Below are 16,476 nucleotides of genomic sequence, written 5' to 3'. Positions count from 1 at the left end.
GTACATTGCAAGGGACATTGTCATATTTTAATCCTCTTTTTTTTAACCGATAAAGGAAGAAGAGAAGGGAAAGGAGCAAACAACAAGATGAAACGAGTGATACCAAGCATTTTACTCATTGTATTCATGTCCATGATCAGCTTTGGCTGTCAAGCGATGACAGAGGAAGCTGGTGCTAAGCAAAGCACAGCTTATTACGTAGCGGTAAACGGAAACGACAAAAACCCGGGAACAAAGCAAAAACCTTTCCGCACGCTGAAAAAAGCAGCAAGTATGGCGAAGGCTGGGACAACCATTTACATGAGAGGCGGTACATACAAAGAGAAATTGATTGTCCGTTATTCCGGAACAAAGAAAGCACCCGTTGTCTTTCAAGCTTACGGAAAAGAAAAACCTGTGATTAGTGGGGCATCCCTTAAAGGAAATCAAGCCGATGGCGGTCTTGTCACGGTCGATCAAAAGAGCTACATCACCCTCAAAGGCCTCACTGTAGGACATCTTAAGACGAATAAAGAAGATTTAACACCAGTTGGTATTTTCATCAAAGGAAGCGGTAAAGGCGTAAAACTGCTCAATAACCGAGTGTATGACATTCAGACGAAACATGAAAATGGAAATGCACATGGAATTGCTGTCTATGGGACAAAAGCTCCTGCAGCAATAGAAGACATTGAAATCAAAGGAAATACCGTTGAAAAATTAAAACTGGGCTTCAGTGAAGCGCTTGTGCTAAATGGAAACGTCAAAAAGTTCCGTGTGACACATAACACGGTCCGGCACACTGATAATATTGGCATTGATTTAATTGGTTTCGAGAACGTAGCACCCTCTAAAAAGTATGATCAAGTTAGAAATGGAGTCGTCTCTAGAAACAAGGTATATGAGATTACGAGTGCAGGGAACCCAGCCTATGGAAGCGACATCTCCGCTGGCGGAATTTATGTTGATGGCGGAAAAGACATTGTGATCGATCATAACATCTCACATAACAATGACCTGGGGATTGAAGTCACAAGCGAACATAAAGGAAAAATGGCAGATCGCATCCGCATCGAACACAATCAAGTATATTTAAACCGTTATACAGGCATATCTATTGGCGGCTATGATACGAAGCGTGGCGGTACAACCAATACGACGATTTCACATAATATTTTGTACAAAAATGACACAGCCGGCTTAGAAGGCGGCCAATTGCTAATGCAGTATCAAGCAGTGAACAATCGAATCACGAATAATATCATGACGGCTAGCGCCTCGCATTACTTAGTCGTGAATCTTTATCAAGTGAACCAAAAGAATACCTTCCAGAAGAACGTTTATGATGATCGCAAAGGTGCGAAAGCATCACAGTGGATTTGGCGCGGGAAATGGATGGAAGGCTACAAAACCTATCTCTCTAATAGCGGTCAAGATAAAGGATCAGCCCATCTCAACCCACAATTTGTGAATGAGAAAAAATATGATTTCCGTCTGAAGAAATCATCACCTGCTAAGAAAATTATCGGAAGCTGATGATATTTTAGAAATTTTCAAAAAAGTCATTGACATTGATGTGACATCACATTAAAGTAAAGAAGACATTTCAACGAAAACAAATTTCATAACGGATCTCTTATCAAGAGAGGCAGAGGGACTGGCCCTATGACGCCCAGCAACCGTTTCTATTGTAGAAATTGGTGCTAATTCCTGCAAAGCTGTTACAGCTTTGACAGATAAGAGAGGAAGACTTCCCGATACATGTTTCATGCAACGGTGATCAAGCCTCTCTTTCCAAGAGAGGCTTTTTTTCGTCTCTTTTTCGAATCAAATGCCTGTTTTTACAGGCGTATTACCACATTTTTACCTAGTTTTCCGATGTGAAAAATAAAAACAACTTGAGGAGGAACAGCAATGAAGCGTAAGCATTTTACATCATTTCTTGTCTTATTAACGGCATTAACCGTCCTATTATCTGGCTGCGGCACTGGATCAAGTGCAGGCTCAAAGGCAAATGCAAACGAAAAAGTCTCTTTTGACAATGTACCGAAGCGATTTGCAAAGGGACAGGGGGCAAAAATTAAAGTGATCCGCAAAATTGGAGGAGACGATCATACAGCTCAATTTTTAGCTGGAACGAAGGCAGAAGGTGAAGCACTCGGCTTTACGGTAGATGTCTACACCGCAAATGGTGATACAGCAAAATTCCATGATGCCATCTCTCAGGCGCTGGAAGAAAATTATGATGGCTTTATCATCTCTCACGGGGACGACGAGGCGACAGTCGCTGATGTGAAAAAGATCACAGCGAAAGGCATTCCGGTTGTAGCGTTTGATTCGAATCCTAAGCTAAAGGACATCAAAGGGGTCACAGTGACGTCTCAAGATGACGAACAATTAGCGAAAAAATCATTAGACGCGCTCGTGTCTGACTTTAAAGGAAAAGCAAATATTGCGTACCTGTGGGTAGATGGATTCCCGCCAATGGTGAGACGAAACAAGGTTTATCAAGAAACGCTTAAACAACATTCAGGGATCAAGGAGCTTGACCGCTTTGGTGTAGCCTCTTCTGATACGTCTGTTCAAACGCAAAATGCAGTAGCAGCCATGCTGAATAAGTATCCAAAGGGCAAACTGGACGCTATTTTTGCCACATGGGATGCCTTTGCCATTGGGGTAGCAAGAGCGTTAAAGGAAGCAGGAAGAACAGAAGTGAAGATTTATGGGATTGATGTGTCAAATGCTGATCTTCAAGAAATGACAGCGAAGGACAGTCCATGGAAGTACACAGCAGCGGTTGATCCGAAGCTCATCGGCGCAGTCGACGTGAGGATTCTTGCGAAGAAAATAGCTGGTGAGAAAACACCATCTTCCTATGACCTTGAGGCCTCTCTCATCTCACAAAAGCAGCTTCAACAAGCAGGAAAAGCCATTAACATGGTCAATCTTGCAGACGAAGTGAAGGGATTCGGTTCATCGACTGCTTTTGAGGAAGATTGGATGAAGACCTTGAAGAAGCATTATACAAAATAAGCGACGTGCACTCTCTTTCCATAGAGGGTGTTTCGTTTTTCAGATGATATCAAGAGAAGGAGGACACCTATGACAGCGCCGCTTGTTCGTATGAAAAATATTTCAATTGAATTCCCAGGGGTCAAAGCTTTAGATCAAGTGAATTTCACATTAAAAAAAGGGACGGTCCATGCACTAATTGGAGCAAATGGTGCTGGGAAGTCCACGTTAATGAAGGTTCTTTCTGGCGCTCATTCCCACTTCGACGGAACCATCCACATCAATGGCCAGGCGGCAACTATTCAAACCCCAAAGGATGCATCCTCATATGGTGTGCAGACGGTCCATCAAGAAGTGGATACGGCTCTTGTTCCCTACTTAAGTGTTGGCGAGAATATGATGATGCATGAGATTGAGAAAAAAACATTTGTCAGCTGGAAAGAGCTGCATCGCAAGGCGGCTCAGCTATTAAAAGAAATGGACATCGACATCTCCACAAAACGACTTGTCAGCGATCTGACCCTTGCTGAAAAACAGATGGTGCTCATTGCTAAGGCCGTTTCCATTCAATGCAGCATTTTAATCTTAGATGAACCAACAGCTCCGCTTAGTCATGCAGAAACAAGCAAATTATTCTCCATGATTGATCGGCTGAAACAGCATGGGACAGGGATCGTGTTTATCTCCCATCGCATGCCCGAAATTTTCACCATCTGTGATGAACTGACAGTGATGCGAAATGGAACGGATGTTGCAACCCACCTTGTCAAAGACACAAATCCGCAGCAAGTCATTGAAGAAATGCTAGGTGCGCCATTAGAGGAACAATTCCCGTCTCGCAAACCTTTGAAAGATGCACCTATTGTGCTTGAAGTGAAAGAGCTAAACGATCAAAACAAATTAAACAACATTCACTTTTATGTCAAAAAAGGAGAAATTCTCGGGATCGCAGGACTTGTCGGTGCTGGAAAAACAGAATTGTGCAAAGCCCTTTTCGGTGCCTCAGAAAAAAAGACGGGGACTGTGCAGTTGCATGGTCAAACCATTCACATCACATCGCCTCATCAAGCTGTGAGAGCTGGAATAGCCCTTGTGCCTGAAGAGCGGAGAAAAGAAGGGGTTCTGACCGAAGAGAGCGTGGGGTGGAACTTAACGGCTGCAAGTCTTCATTCATTTTCACGGATATTCAGCTTCTTACATCGGTCGAAGGAAAAGCAGGGTGCAGGCGACATCGTCAAACGACTTGGTGTCAAAACGCCGTCTCTTGAAGCAAAGGTGAAGCACCTATCTGGTGGAAATCAGCAAAAGGTTGCCATCGGAAAATGGCTGCTTGCTGAGGCAGATGTGTATCTCTTTGATGAACCAACTAAAGGTGTAGACGTTGGAGCGAAAAAAGATATTTTCACTTTGATCGCAGAGCTTGCCGCCCGCGGAAAATCTGTCATTTATGCGTCGAGTGAGCTGTCAGAGATTGCAGGTATCGCTGACCGAGTATACGTGTTATATGATGGCAGCATTGCCCGGGAAATGACTGCACCGACGACTGAAGAGGAGCTTTTATATCATTCAACAGGAGGACAATCATGAGCGAACAACAAATTCCAGCCCCTGTGCAGCAAATCAAAAAACAGCGGCAATCCTTTCATCTGTTTGATTTCTTTTATCGATATGGGACGATTTTAACCATTGTCGTGTTAATTGTGGTATTTGCGGCAGCGAATCCAGCGTTTTTGCAATCGGGAAATATCATCAATATTTTACGGTCTATCTCAATTGTGACCATCATTGCGGTGGGCTTAACCATCTCATTGGCAGTAAACGGTTTTGATTTATCAGTTGGATCAGTCGCTACGCTGTCAAATGCCATTGTCATTTCGATGTTCGTATGGTTCTCGCAAAACCCACTTATTGCCATCCTTTCTGCACTAGCGGCTTCTATCATTGTTGGATTGTTAAATGCATGGATGATCGTCAAAATGAAAATTCCAGATATGCTCATGACATTAGCCATGATGTTTATCATTCAAGGGCTGGCTCAAACGTATACGAAAGGGGCGACCATTTCTGAAAATATGGTGCTGCCCGATGGCACGTTTTCAACGGGAACGATCCCTGCCTTTTTTAGCAAAATCGGACAGGTGCCATATATCATTCTCATTATGGCTGCCATTGTTCTATTTGCGCATGTTTTCATGACCTACACAAAGCATGGCAGATTCATGTACATCATCGGTGGGAATAAGGAAGCGGCTCGATTGTCTGGCATTCATGTGAACAAATACAAAATTGCGGCCTATCTGCTTTCTGCGTTATTTGCAGCGATCGGAGGTATCGTGCTGGCATCAAGGGTGATGACAGCAGAAATTAATGCTGGTGCACCATATTTAATGGATGGAGTAGCGGCTGCTTTTATCGGCTTTTCCGTCATGGGAGCAGGTAAGCCAAACGCATTTGGTACTTTTATCGGGGCTGTACTCATCGGAATCTTACAAAATGGGCTTGTGATGATGTCTGTTCCTTATTATGCAATGGATATTGTGAAAGGTTCTGTGCTGGCTCTTGCACTGGCGCTGACCTATTACAAACAAAGAGGCTAACTGCGTATTTTTTAAAACCATTCGAGTCCTCTCTCCGTCTAGTAAACGGAAAGCGGTACAGCTGCCGTTTCCCAAAAGGAGATGACAAAGAAAATGAATATGTCAGCAACTCATGTTGAAGATTTGAAAAATGTCATGGAAGACTGGAAAAATGAACTATTAGTATATAAATTTGCATTAGATGAAATGGATACAAAGTTTTCGATTATCAGTCAGGAGTATAATTTAATCCATGGACATAACCCTATAGAGCATACAAAATCACGGATCAAATCCTTTGAAAGCATCGTGAATAAACTAGCAAGAAAAGGATGCGATATCACGACACAATGTGCCAAGGAGCATATCCATGATATCGCAGGTGTCCGCATCATCTGTTCTTTTATTCAAGATATCTATAACATTATGGATGTATTGAGGCAAAGAGAGGATTTAAAGATCCTTGAAGTGAAGGACTACATTCAACATCCGAAACCAAATGGCTACAGAAGCCTTCACTTAATTGTTGAGATTCCTGTCTACTTAACGAATCGTGTGGAGTATGTGAAGGTTGAGATTCAGGTACGGACCATAGCGATGGATTTTTGGGCGAGTCTAGAGCATAAAATCTATTATAAACTGCAAAACGATGTTCCTCATCAACTGACTGATGAACTGAAGGAAGCCGCAGATATTGCCCATTACTTAGATGAAAAAATGCAAAATATCAAACGAGAAATTGATTAACACATAAAAAAGCAGCTGTTTTGATCACAGCTGCTTTTTTCATATTAAGGGTTGGTTCCACGATCCCTCTTTTGAATGATATCTTGAGATTGTGCAGATTTGCTGTCTTTTTGAACGGAAGCACCAATAGAAACACCTGTTATCAAGAGGGTAAAAATCGCACTTGTGATAAGCCATTTCTTCATCATACATCACTCCATATTCTTAACAAGTTTTTAAGGACAACGCCTTGTTTCTAAAATAAGAGGATTCTTCATGAAGTCCAAGATCCATTAAGTAAGCAGCTGCATCCTGACAAATAGCTTCAAGATCAACAAGGAAATTCATCGATTCTAATTGATCACAATAAGACTTGATTTGCTCAATCATGTTGTCTGGCTGAATCATAAGTGTTTCTAAAATGGATAATTTAAGTGAAATGTTTCGTTGTTTTAAATTTTCTGCTTTTTGAAGTGAAAGCTGTACATAATAGTGGAACAAACCTGGCTTTTTTAGCTTAAATAGTGCTTTTGTGTAGGCGTACATGGCAAGTAAATAGCCGCCTGGAGAAGAAGTTTCGAATGTTTCTATCATTAAAGCCTTTTCTAGGAGTGGCACAGCTTCACTGTATTCATTTCTTAGACTTTTAATAAAGGCTGCATTACAATAGGCGTGTCCAAGCAAATCTGGATCTTCCATCTGTTCTAGTGAATGAATCACTTCTTTGAACAACGATTCTGCCTCATCATATTTCGACTGATCCGCATAATTCAAAGCAAGCATCATTTGACAGCTGATTGATTTTTTCACATAACATGGATCTGCGTCGTAAATAGATGAAGCCTTCTTTAAGTGGTGGATGGAGAGAAGCGTGGACCTGATATTATAGTAAAGACACCCTGTTTTATAATGAAATTCGGCTTTTTCAATGTCATCATGCACGAGATCTAATTTATCCTCGGCCAATTTTAAATGGTGAAATGCCGTATCCTGATTGCCTCTGCGCATTTCATACATCCCTTTAAAGAAATAGAAATAATAGCTGAGCATATCATCCGTACGGATGGCATTTTCATCAACAAAAAGACTATGATCTAACGAAGCTGTATCTTCTATTAGATCTTTAAAACGGTACTCTAGCAGTTGATAGTAAAGTAAGACGTCTTGATTTTCTTCCATTCGATCAAACGCCTGAAGAATGTCTTCTTTTAACTGGATGGCACCTTGTATCTCTCTTTTTTTCATCATGACATACCAATCATTGAGCATATTTGCTACATCAACGGACGACAAAACACCTGCTTCTGCCAATTCATATCCTCCTTTCTTCATCTATCAAAATCCGTTCTTTTGAATCAACTTTCCATATTCCAGTATCTTCTTATATTTTAAGCTCTCTCATGCAGTTTGTAAAACATGTTTTTTGATGTAAATTCAACCAGTAGTGAAAGAAATAGGGAGAATCGACATTTTGTATACGCTTACATATTTTTAGGTAAAAAGAGGGTTTTGAAAAAAATATACTACAATATCAATAAAGAGAGGAAGCCGGTTATTGAGTTTGCTTTCGTATACTAGAAAGAAACATCATTAATCAAGGTGTTGCCTCATTTTTTTGTAAGATTATCTTACATTATAATTGTGAATGACTCTTCTTTTAGAATAAAATGAGTTATTCGCAAAAAAGTAAAATTTAAAGAGACTATTGATCTAGAATTGTATGGATCTTTGGTATTGATAAAAAACATCACACACTATAGCTTTAGCGTGTTATAGTATTATTGTTATTGCGAATATTTAGACAAAACTGACAATGGGGGTCGTGTTTTATGAAGAAATCGATGTTATTGATCATGGGACTAATTGTTGTGCTTGTCATGGCAGCCTGTGGATCAAAGTCGGACAGTGGTTCGGGAGAAGGCAAAGGCACATATAAAATTGGGATAGATACAACGTATCCGCCATTTGAATTTGAAAAGGGCGGTAAATATGAAGGCATAGACGTTGATTTAATTAATGCAATCGCGAAAGATCAAGGTTTCAAAGTGAAGCTGGAAGCTATGGACTTCTCAGGTATCATTCCAGCAATGCAGGCAGGACAGCTTGATGTTGGAATGGGCGGGATGAGTATTACAGATGAGCGTAAGAAGAAAGTAGATTTCTCAGATCCTTACTTCGACGCTGGGCTGACAGTTGTTGTGAAAAAGGACAGCAGCATCAAATCAATTAATGATTTAAAGGGGAAAAAGCTAGCTGTTAAAAACGGGACGACTGGTGCAAAGTTCGCATCTGATAACGCAGATAAATATGGGTATGAAGTCGTTCAATTTAATGACAGCCCATCTATGTTCCAGGAAGTATCAAACGGAAATGCAGATGCCTTAATTGAGGATTATCCTGTCATTACGTATGCGATCGCACAACAAGATTTAAAATTGAAAACAGTTGGAGACCGCTTGAATGGAGACCAGTATGGTATCTCTGTCATGAAGGGGAAAAATCAAGACCTATTGAAGAAAATCAATAAAGGTCTGGAGAACCTAAAGAAAAACGGTGAATATGACAAAATTATTGATAAATATTTGAAGTCATAACACAAGCGAGGCGCGCTCCGAGCGCGCTTTCTTTATGTGTCAGCCGTATGTGAATTAGGGAGGGAGAAACATGGATACAATTATTAATGCATTTCCGTATTTAATGGATGGTTTGCAAACCACTTTATATATCTTTGTTGTTGCCATCATTTTAGGATTTATCATCGGGTTAATTGTGGCATTATTCCGTCTGTCACCATTTAAAATCTTAAATTTCATCGCACTCGTCTTTGTGAATGCCATTCGAGGCACACCATTTATCGTACAGCTATTCTTCATTTATTTTGGTTTGAATACACTGGAATTCATTTCGCTTGATCGAGTGCCCGCAGGGATTATAACAGTAGCAATTAATGCAGGGGCTTATTTCTCAGAAATTATTCGTGCAGGGATTCAGTCCATTGATAAAGGGCAAACAGAAGCTGCGCGCTCATTAGGCTTTACAGGGGGACAAAACATGCGCTTTATCGTCCTTCCGCAAGCCTTCCGCCGCATGCTCCCAGCGATTACAAACCAGGCCATCATCAGCTTGAAAGATACATCTCTCTTATCTATTATCGGGATTGCCGATATTATGCAGCGAGGACAAGTTCAAGCATCGGCTACATTTGATCCATTGAATGTCTGGCTCATTGTCGGTGTCATTTATTTCGTGATCATTTATTTACTTTCTCTACTGGCTAGCTACGCAGAAAGGAGATTTGATATCAAATGAGTATGATTACGGTGAAAAACTTAAAGAAATCCTTTGGCGATCACGAAGTCTTAAAGGATATTAATGCAGTCATCGAGGAAAAGGAAGTAGTGTGTGTCATTGGTCCTTCTGGATCAGGGAAAAGCACGTTTCTTAGATGCCTCAATAAATTAGAAGATATCACTGCTGGAGAAGTCGTTGTCCACGGACACACGATTACAGACCCAAAGGTGAATATCAATAAAGTACGACAAGAAGTAGGCATGGTGTTTCAGCACTTTAATTTATTTCCTCATAAAACTGTTTTAGAAAACATTACGATCGCACCGATAAAGGTAAAAGGCATTGAAAAGAAGGCAGCGGCCGAAAAAGCGTTAGACTTGCTTGAAAAAGTCGGCTTAAAAGACAAAGCCCAAAGCTACCCTAACCAATTATCCGGTGGACAAAAACAGCGTGTTGCCATTGCAAGAGCCTTGGCAATGGACCCGAAAGTACTATTATTCGATGAGCCGACATCAGCTCTTGATCCTGAAGTTGTAGGGGATGTATTAGCTGTAATGAAACAATTAGCTGTCGAAGGCATGACCATGATTGTGGTGACACATGAAATGGGCTTTGCAAGAGAGGTAGGAGACCGTGTCATCTTTATGGATGGCGGATATATTGTCGAGGAAGACAAACCGGAAGCCCTCTTTGGAAACCCACAGCATGAGCGTACAAAATCATTTCTTAGTAAGGTGTTATAAAAAAGAGTAAGGGCATGTATATGCTCTTACTCTTTTCTTTATGAATAAATGGAAGATAGATTTAGCGGCACGATTTCCTAGGGAATATTAGCGCTGGAAGAATTCGATCCATTCTTGATCTGGTCCTCTGAAAAAGAAGTAGCAATATCCATTTGGTAATGTCGTGATTTCTTCATCGATTAATTCAATTTGCAGCTTTTGAATACGATTGAATTCAGCATGAATATTGTCTGTTGTGAAGGCGAGATGATGGACCTTCCCTTCAGATGGCAGGTCACTGCTGTAGCCTTGGATGAGCTCAATTTCCGTTTCTGCTTCATCTTTAAAACCGAGAAATGCAAGCTCAATCACTCCATTTGTATGAGTGATGCGGTCCTTTAATTTCATCCCCACCACTTTTTCATAAAAATCAATCGACTGATCAATATTCGAAACCATAATACCTGTATGATCTAAGCGTAATGTCGTCAAACGAAGTGCCTCCTCTATGTCATGTTGATATTTTTCTCCTCATCTTATCATAATAGAAGTAACGTATACATTCATATGGTAGGATAGAGAGAGTCAATTTAGGATAAGGATGACACAAATGAAAAAAATCTCATTAAAACAAACATTTGCGGAACAAGTGAAGAAGGGATATCCGCTCATTTCTAAAGATGCAGTATCGCATGTGAACGGTGTACGGGAAGGCGAGCTCATTGAATGGGTAGATGAGCGGGGCACTTTTTTAGGAAAAGGGTATTATGGTGTGCAAAATAAAGGAATCGGCTGGGTACTAACCTTTGATGCAAACGAAAAAATAGATCAAGCTTTTTTTGTCTCTAGGCTTGAGCAGGCAGCGAAAAGCAGAACGCATTTATTTCGTGATGCACAGACGACTGCTTTTCGTGTGTTCAACGGAGAAGGGGATGGAATTGGCGGCGTCACGATTGATCATTATGACGGATTCTACCTCATCCAATGGTATAGCGAAGGAGTCTATACATTAAAGGCAGAAGTATTGGCTGCACTTGAGCAAGTATATCCAGACTATAAAGGTATTTATGAAAAGAAACGGTTTGATACGTCTGGACAGTATATAGAAGATGATGATTTTGTGAAGGGAGAGAAAGGTGAATTTCCTCTCATCGTGAAAGAAAATGGCATGAACGTAGCAGTTTACTTAAATGATGGTGCGATGACGGGCATTTTCCTTGATCAGCGTCATGTGAGAAAAGCGATTCGAGATCGTTATGCAAAGGGAAAGACTGTGCTCAATACGTTTTCTTACACAGGTGCTTTCTCAGTAGCAGCTGCGCTTGGTGGAGCGAGCCGTACGACAAGTGTGGATGTTGCAAACCGCAGCTTGAAAAAAACATCTGAGCAGTTTGAAGTCAATGATATTGATGTGGACGGGCAGGATATCAAAGTCATGGATGTCTTTAAATATTTTCCGTTTGCAGCGAAAAAAGGCTGGACCTATGATCTCGTTATCTTAGATCCGCCATCCTTTGCACGAACGAAAAAGCACACATTCAGTGCGGCAAAGGATTATAAGAAGCTATTAAAAGAAGCCATCCAAATCACAGCTGAGAACGGCGTCATTGTGGCATCAACGAATAGCAGTGCATTTGGCATGAAGAAGTTCAAAGGATTTATTGCGCAGGCCTTTAAAGAATCAGGGCAAAGCTATCGGATACTTGAAGAATATTCTCTTCCTGAGGATTTCCGTACAACGAAGAATTATCCTGAAGGGAACTATTTAAAGGTTGTCTTCATACAAGCATAAGAAAAAGCCACTTTCCAATAAGGGAAATGGCTTTCAGCGTGTAGACAAACCCTCGCATTCGCCCGCAGGTCTGCGCTCCGGTGCTCACGAATGTCAAATTTGCTCCGCTCCGGTACTCGTCCTTCCTAGGGCTGCAAAGGTTTTCTATCATGCTGAAAAGAAGACAAAGTGCTAAAATAAAGAACATTTTAGCATTTTGTCAACAATCTAAAAGCTATTTCCTATAAGGGAAATAGCTTTTTTTATAAGGCAAACGACATGAGGATCGGCGCTGCACATAATGTAATAATGGCTGAAATAATCATCGATACACTTGAGATCGTCCCTGAGACGGAGCTCATTTCAAAGGCTTTCGATGTTCCTGCACCGTGTGCACCTGTTCCAAGCAGGACGCCCATGGCAATGTCATTATCGATGCGGAAGTAACGGATCACCATTGGACCGATAATCGATCCAAACAGTGCGGTTAAAATGACAAAGACAGCCGTAACGGACGGCATGCCGCCGATCATTTCTGACACACTCATTGCTACAGGTGTTGTGACCGATCTTGGGACAAGGCTCTCAATAAGGCCTGTGTCCAGATGAAATAACTTGGCGATAAATGCCGTTGATAAAATCGCAATGATAGAGCCGCAAGCCACATTCAAAAGAATTTCCACTGCATGCTTCTTCAGGATATGAAAATACTTATATAAAGGAATGGCAAAAGCAACAGTCGCAGGCTGCAGCATATTCGTGAGCCATTTCCCGCCTTGATTGTAAGCATCGTAAGGAATGTTGACGATTAGCAGTAAGACGACAAGAACAAGCGGAGTGACAAGTAATGGTGAGACATAAACCTTCGGATGCCGTTTGTACACCGCTTTTGATCCGAGATATAAAAGAACGGTTAAAATCAGAAATAGTCCGCCAACTAACATAGCTTTTTTCGCTCCTTTCGTTTCGCAATCATTTGCGTCATGATACCAGTTGAGAGCATGACCACAAACGTACTAATTAAGACGACAAGGATAATACTTGTGCCAGATTGAGAAAGCAGTTTTCCATAATCAATGACACCAACTGCTGATGGAATAAAGAAAAGCAGCAGTTCTCCGAGCAGCCATACGGCGCCAAGTTCTATCCATTTTAATTGAATGATCTTAAAATGAAGTAATAAGAAAATGACAAGAATGCCTAAGATCGTGCCCGGGATTCTTAAATGCAAAAAGGCCGCTAGCACATTCATGAATTTCGCAAAAATAAACAAGACCATAATCTGAAGGGTAGCAATCAGCGGCTTTTTGAGCAATTTCACTTTCTGTTCACTCCTTTTTCTATATAAATTGTTCACTATTTCACAAAAACATGACAACGTTCCAATTGATGAGCTTACTTTAAAGTGTACAGTACGTTTAGTTATAGGTAAAATACATATATCGAATAGTAATTATTCCTTTTGTCTATAGGAAGGATGAAGCATGTGGACATTAGACATTTAACATATTTCTTAGAAGTGGCAAGATTAAAGAGCTTCACGAAAGCATCGCAGTCCCTTTATGTATCGCAGCCGACCATTTCCAAGATGGTCAAAAACTTGGAGGATGAGCTGGGGGTGCAGTTGTTTTACCGAAATGGACGGCAGGTTGAAATGACAGATGCCGGCCAAACCATGTATACACAGGCGAGTGAAATCACGCAGTCATTTCAGAATTTAACGAACGAATTAAATGATTTAATGAATGTGAAAAAAGGACATATCCGAATCGGACTGCCCCCGATGATTGGGTCAAGTTTCTTCCCGAATGTCATGGGAGAATTCCGCCAGCAATATCCAGATGTCACATTTCAATTGGTCGAGCACGGCTCCATTAAAGTAGAGGAAGGGGTCGAGGATGGGTCGTTAGATATTGGTGTCATTGTTCTGCCTGCAAATGATAAAATTTTTCATACGTACACCATTATTAAAGAGAACATGAAGCTCGTGACGCATCCATCCCATCCGATGGCCGGTCGTGAGGAGGTACATTTAGCTGATTTAAGGGAAGAGTCGTTTATTTTCTTTAGAGAAGATTTTGTTCTGCACAGCCGGATTTTAAATGAATGTATGAATGCGGGATTCCGGCCAAATGTCATTTATGAAACGTCTCAGTGGGATTTCATTAGTGAAATGGTAGCTGAAAACTTAGGGATTGGACTTCTGCCAGAACGAATCTGCCGTGATCTTGATCCTGAAAAGGTAAAGGTCATTTCCCTAAACCCATCGATCCCGTGGCATTTAGGTGTCATTTGGCGAAAAGACCGTTATTTGTCGTTTGCGGCAAGAGAATGGTTAAAGCATACGAAATCTTACGTGTGGGATGCAGAGTAAAAGGAGGATGATACAGATGAAAACAAGCCGCGCGTCTCATTTATTGGAGAAGGTTCGAGAGGAAAATCCACTCGTTCATAATATCACGAATCAAGTCGTGACGAATTTCACAGCGAATGGACTGCTTGCTTTAGGTGCTTCGCCAGTCATGGCAAACGCCAAAGAAGAAGTGGCTGAAATGGCACAATTAGCGGATGCACTTGTGCTTAATATTGGCACACTGACCAAGGAGACGGTGGAAGCCATGATTCTCGCTGGACAAGCCGCCAATGAAAAAGGTGTACCTGTTTTGTTAGATCCTGTCGGCGTCGGTGCGACAACGTTTCGAGCGAATGCGGCTAAACAGCTGTTAGAGAAAGTAAAAATGACCGTTGTCCGGGGGAATGCTGCTGAGGTGGCTCATTTACTTGGAGTGGATGGCTGGGAGTCAAAAGGCGTTGATGCGAAAGCGGCGAATGGAGATGTATCGGCATTAGCCAAACAAGCGTCCATTGTACTTCAGACAATAGTGGTGATCACAGGAAAAGTCGATGTGGTGTCAGATGGAAATGAGGTGCTGTCCATTCATAATGGACATGAATGGCTCACCAAGGTGACAGGAACCGGCTGTTTGCTGACATCTATCATTGGAGCATTTTGTGCAGCAGGTGAAAGGCCGCTTCATGCGTCGGCCGCTGCATTGCTGTTTTATGGTGTGGCAGCTGAAAAGGCAGCTCTGCACACAAAGGATAAAGGACCGGGGACCTTTCAAATGGAATTGTTAAACGCACTAGAACACACAACCGGCGATGATGTTCTGACATTAGGGAAATTAGGGGGAGTTTCACATGACAAAGGCTGACCAAGAGCAAATCAAACAGCAATTATCGGTTTATTTTATTATGGGAACAGCAAATTCAACGAGACAGCCGCTTGATGTTGTGAACGAGGCCATTCAAGGCGGAATCACCATGTTTCAATTTCGTGAAAAGGGTGAAAACGCCTTGCAGGCTGAAGAGAAGAAACAATTGGCTCGTCAAATTCAAGCGCTTTGCCAAGAAGCAAATGTTCTTTTTATTGTGAATGATGATGTACAGCTAGCGATTGATCTTGATGCAGATGGCGTGCATGTTGGACAGGAAGACGCAAACGCACAAGACGTCAGACAAAGGATCGGGAATAAAATATTAGGCGTGTCGACGCATAACCTAGATGAAGTGAAACAAGCCATGAAAGACGGAGCAGATTATGTCGGGATGGGCCCAGTCTATCCAACGGAAACGAAAAAGGATACACGCAGTGTCCAGGGGGTGTCTTTGATTACTGAAGTCCGCCGTCATGGCCTTCAAATTCCGATTGTGGGTATCGGAGGGATCACATACGACAACGCTGCACCAGTCATACAAGCTGGAGCAGATGGTGTAAGCATCATTAGTGCTATTAGCCAGAGCGCCGATCCAAAAAAAGCAGCAGAAAAGCTGAAATCACTTGTTGAAGCAGAAAAAGCATCTCTTTGATCTGAGGGAGACATGGATTGAATCAATTCATGTCTTTTCTTATGTAGGGGAAAATAGACAGGCGAGAAACAATTGTGTACAATTATATAGTTCGATTGTTTTCGAAATGACAGGTAAATAAAGGAGAATGAACATGGAAGTGCTCGATACGTATTTTCGCCGATACGATGAAGCAGGAAAAGGGCAGGAGCAACTGGATGAATTGCTGGCATTGTTTTCTGACGATGTCATGATTGTCTTAAATGGCGCCCGGAGGCCTGGAATCCAAGCATTCACACAATTTTTGAACACATTTTTCCACGTACATGATGACATTAAGCATATGTGGGATGGATGGATTAAAAGAGAAGATGGAAAGTATGAAACAAACTGGGCCGTGTGCGGAAAGCTTTCAGATGGCCGTGTCTATACAGCAGAAGGAATTGATATCGCAGAGCTGGACGACCAAGGGAAGATCGTTTATTTAGAAAACGTTCCGAAAAACCCAGAGTTATTCCAGCGCTATTAAAAAGCCGGCTGAGCAGCCGGC

Annotated in this window: 18 protein-coding genes and 1 riboswitch; of the genes, 13 read left to right on the top strand and 5 right to left on the bottom strand. The window is 41.6% G+C overall.

Annotated features, from left to right (window positions below; genetic code table 11):
* The first annotated feature begins 87 nt into the window (after positions 1-87).
* The 5 genes from MHI46_RS18245 (at position 88) to MHI46_RS18225 (ending at position 6,314) form a co-directional block, all read left to right on the top strand.
* Positions 88-1,515: a right-handed parallel beta-helix repeat-containing protein gene (locus MHI46_RS18245; RefSeq protein WP_251180940.1), complete on the top strand. Its 1,428-nt coding sequence runs from the start codon at positions 88-90 to the stop codon at positions 1,513-1,515.
* A 97-nt stretch (positions 1,516-1,612) separates the two neighbouring features.
* Positions 1,613-1,722: riboswitch (SAM riboswitch) on the top strand.
* Positions 1,723-1,893: 171 nt separating this feature from the next.
* Positions 1,894-3,012 carry a sugar ABC transporter substrate-binding protein gene (locus MHI46_RS18240; RefSeq protein WP_342503005.1) on the top strand — a complete coding sequence of 373 codons (1,119 nt, stop codon included), beginning with the start codon at positions 1,894-1,896 and terminating at the stop codon, positions 3,010-3,012.
* 69 nt (positions 3,013-3,081) lie between these two features.
* Positions 3,082-4,578 carry a sugar ABC transporter ATP-binding protein gene (locus MHI46_RS18235; protein ID WP_260775001.1) on the top strand — a complete coding sequence of 499 codons (1,497 nt, stop codon included), beginning with the start codon at positions 3,082-3,084 and terminating at the stop codon, positions 4,576-4,578.
* Positions 4,575-5,588 (top strand): ABC transporter permease, encoded by a 1,014-nt coding sequence (locus MHI46_RS18230; protein WP_058838468.1) that lies wholly within the window; start codon positions 4,575-4,577, stop codon positions 5,586-5,588. The genes MHI46_RS18235 and MHI46_RS18230 overlap by 4 nt, the downstream gene beginning before the upstream one ends.
* Positions 5,589-5,681: 93 nt before the next feature.
* Positions 5,682-6,314 carry a GTP pyrophosphokinase family protein gene (locus tag MHI46_RS18225; protein WP_039182427.1) on the top strand — a complete coding sequence of 211 codons (633 nt, stop codon included), beginning with the start codon at positions 5,682-5,684 and terminating at the stop codon, positions 6,312-6,314.
* A gap of 44 nt (positions 6,315-6,358) precedes the next feature.
* On the opposite strand, the gene MHI46_RS18220 is transcribed toward MHI46_RS18225, so the two are convergent.
* Positions 6,359-6,502 carry a hypothetical protein gene (locus MHI46_RS18220; protein WP_260775000.1) on the bottom strand — a complete coding sequence of 48 codons (144 nt, stop codon included), beginning with the start codon at positions 6,500-6,502 and terminating at the stop codon, positions 6,359-6,361.
* A gap of 16 nt (positions 6,503-6,518) precedes the next feature.
* Positions 6,519-7,604, bottom strand: a complete 1,086-nt coding sequence (locus MHI46_RS18215; protein ID WP_058838469.1) for a Rap family tetratricopeptide repeat protein — start codon at positions 7,602-7,604, stop codon at positions 6,519-6,521.
* 518 nt (positions 7,605-8,122) lie between these two features.
* On the opposite strand from MHI46_RS18215, the gene MHI46_RS18210 reads away from it, so the two are divergent.
* The 3 genes from MHI46_RS18210 to MHI46_RS18200 all read left to right on the top strand — a co-directional run bounded on the left by MHI46_RS18210 (position 8,123) and on the right by MHI46_RS18200 (position 10,327).
* Positions 8,123-8,887: a transporter substrate-binding domain-containing protein gene (locus tag MHI46_RS18210; protein ID WP_024423857.1), complete on the top strand. Its 765-nt coding sequence runs from the start codon at positions 8,123-8,125 to the stop codon at positions 8,885-8,887.
* A 70-nt stretch (positions 8,888-8,957) separates the two neighbouring features.
* Positions 8,958-9,602 carry an amino acid ABC transporter permease gene (locus MHI46_RS18205; protein WP_024423856.1) on the top strand — a complete coding sequence of 215 codons (645 nt, stop codon included), beginning with the start codon at positions 8,958-8,960 and terminating at the stop codon, positions 9,600-9,602.
* Complete coding sequence (locus MHI46_RS18200; RefSeq protein ID WP_039182423.1) at positions 9,599-10,327, top strand: amino acid ABC transporter ATP-binding protein; 729 nt, start codon at positions 9,599-9,601, stop codon at positions 10,325-10,327. The genes MHI46_RS18205 and MHI46_RS18200 overlap by 4 nt, the downstream gene beginning before the upstream one ends.
* A gap of 87 nt (positions 10,328-10,414) precedes the next feature.
* On the opposite strand, the gene MHI46_RS18195 is transcribed toward MHI46_RS18200, so the two are convergent.
* Entirely contained in the window at positions 10,415-10,798 is a 384-nt protein-coding gene (locus MHI46_RS18195) for a VOC family protein (RefSeq protein WP_039182421.1), read from the bottom strand.
* A 118-nt stretch (positions 10,799-10,916) separates the two neighbouring features.
* On the opposite strand from MHI46_RS18195, the gene MHI46_RS18190 reads away from it, so the two are divergent.
* Positions 10,917-12,098 (top strand): class I SAM-dependent rRNA methyltransferase, encoded by a 1,182-nt coding sequence (locus MHI46_RS18190; protein WP_260774999.1) that lies wholly within the window; start codon positions 10,917-10,919, stop codon positions 12,096-12,098.
* A gap of 242 nt (positions 12,099-12,340) precedes the next feature.
* On the opposite strand, the gene MHI46_RS18185 is transcribed toward MHI46_RS18190, so the two are convergent.
* Complete coding sequence (locus MHI46_RS18185; protein ID WP_039182414.1) at positions 12,341-13,021, bottom strand: CidB/LrgB family autolysis modulator; 681 nt, start codon at positions 13,019-13,021, stop codon at positions 12,341-12,343.
* Entirely contained in the window at positions 13,015-13,398 is a 384-nt protein-coding gene (locus MHI46_RS18180) for a CidA/LrgA family holin-like protein (protein ID WP_260774998.1), read from the bottom strand. Before MHI46_RS18180 ends, MHI46_RS18185 begins: the two co-directional genes overlap by 7 nt.
* 165 nt (positions 13,399-13,563) lie before the next feature.
* Here MHI46_RS18180 and MHI46_RS18175 point away from each other — a divergent pair, with 165 nt between their 5' ends.
* From MHI46_RS18175 to MHI46_RS18160, 4 genes are all read left to right on the top strand, one after another.
* The gene (locus tag MHI46_RS18175; RefSeq protein WP_103131776.1) at positions 13,564-14,451 is read left to right on the top strand and encodes a LysR family transcriptional regulator; all 888 of its coding nucleotides are present in this window, start codon (positions 13,564-13,566) and stop codon (positions 14,449-14,451) included.
* A 16-nt stretch (positions 14,452-14,467) separates the two neighbouring features.
* Complete coding sequence (thiM, locus tag MHI46_RS18170; protein ID WP_247543919.1) at positions 14,468-15,292, top strand: hydroxyethylthiazole kinase; 825 nt, start codon at positions 14,468-14,470, stop codon at positions 15,290-15,292.
* Positions 15,279-15,947: a thiamine phosphate synthase gene (gene thiE / locus MHI46_RS18165; RefSeq protein WP_064498818.1), complete on the top strand. Its 669-nt coding sequence runs from the start codon at positions 15,279-15,281 to the stop codon at positions 15,945-15,947. The genes thiM and thiE overlap by 14 nt, the downstream gene beginning before the upstream one ends.
* A 133-nt stretch (positions 15,948-16,080) precedes the next feature.
* Entirely contained in the window at positions 16,081-16,455 is a 375-nt protein-coding gene (locus MHI46_RS18160; RefSeq protein WP_047203665.1) for a nuclear transport factor 2 family protein, read from the top strand.
* Positions 16,456-16,476 lie beyond the last annotated feature (21 nt).

The organism is Bacillus sp. FSL K6-1000, assembly GCF_038630785.1.
Classification (GTDB): domain Bacteria; phylum Bacillota; class Bacilli; order Bacillales; family Bacillaceae; genus Bacillus; species Bacillus safensis.
Note: the sequence above shows the minus strand (reverse complement) of the source record. Positions and strands in the feature narration are given on the sequence as shown.

What these genes read in the sequence shown, in the direction of transcription:
- MHI46_RS18245 (WP_251180940.1), top strand. Translation starts at nt 88, where the DNA reads ATGAAACGAGTGATACCAAGCATTTTACTCATTGTATTCATGTCCATG.
- MHI46_RS18240 (WP_342503005.1), top strand. Translation starts at nt 1,894, where the DNA reads ATGAAGCGTAAGCATTTTACATCATTTCTTGTCTTATTAACGGCATTA.
- MHI46_RS18235 (WP_260775001.1), top strand. Translation starts at nt 3,082, where the DNA reads ATGACAGCGCCGCTTGTTCGTATGAAAAATATTTCAATTGAATTCCCA.
- MHI46_RS18230 (WP_058838468.1), top strand. Translation starts at nt 4,575, where the DNA reads ATGAGCGAACAACAAATTCCAGCCCCTGTGCAGCAAATCAAAAAACAG.
- MHI46_RS18225 (WP_039182427.1), top strand. Translation starts at nt 5,682, where the DNA reads ATGAATATGTCAGCAACTCATGTTGAAGATTTGAAAAATGTCATGGAA.
- MHI46_RS18220 (WP_260775000.1), bottom strand. Translation starts at nt 6,502, where the DNA reads ATGATGAAGAAATGGCTTATCACAAGTGCGATTTTTACCCTCTTGATA.
- MHI46_RS18210 (WP_024423857.1), top strand. Translation starts at nt 8,123, where the DNA reads ATGAAGAAATCGATGTTATTGATCATGGGACTAATTGTTGTGCTTGTC.
- MHI46_RS18205 (WP_024423856.1), top strand. Translation starts at nt 8,958, where the DNA reads ATGGATACAATTATTAATGCATTTCCGTATTTAATGGATGGTTTGCAA.
- MHI46_RS18200 (WP_039182423.1), top strand. Translation starts at nt 9,599, where the DNA reads ATGAGTATGATTACGGTGAAAAACTTAAAGAAATCCTTTGGCGATCAC.
- MHI46_RS18190 (WP_260774999.1), top strand. Translation starts at nt 10,917, where the DNA reads ATGAAAAAAATCTCATTAAAACAAACATTTGCGGAACAAGTGAAGAAG.
- MHI46_RS18185 (WP_039182414.1), bottom strand. Translation starts at nt 13,021, where the DNA reads ATGTTAGTTGGCGGACTATTTCTGATTTTAACCGTTCTTTTATATCTC.
- thiM (WP_247543919.1), top strand. Translation starts at nt 14,468, where the DNA reads ATGAAAACAAGCCGCGCGTCTCATTTATTGGAGAAGGTTCGAGAGGAA.
- thiE (WP_064498818.1), top strand. Translation starts at nt 15,279, where the DNA reads ATGACAAAGGCTGACCAAGAGCAAATCAAACAGCAATTATCGGTTTAT.
- MHI46_RS18160 (WP_047203665.1), top strand. Translation starts at nt 16,081, where the DNA reads ATGGAAGTGCTCGATACGTATTTTCGCCGATACGATGAAGCAGGAAAA.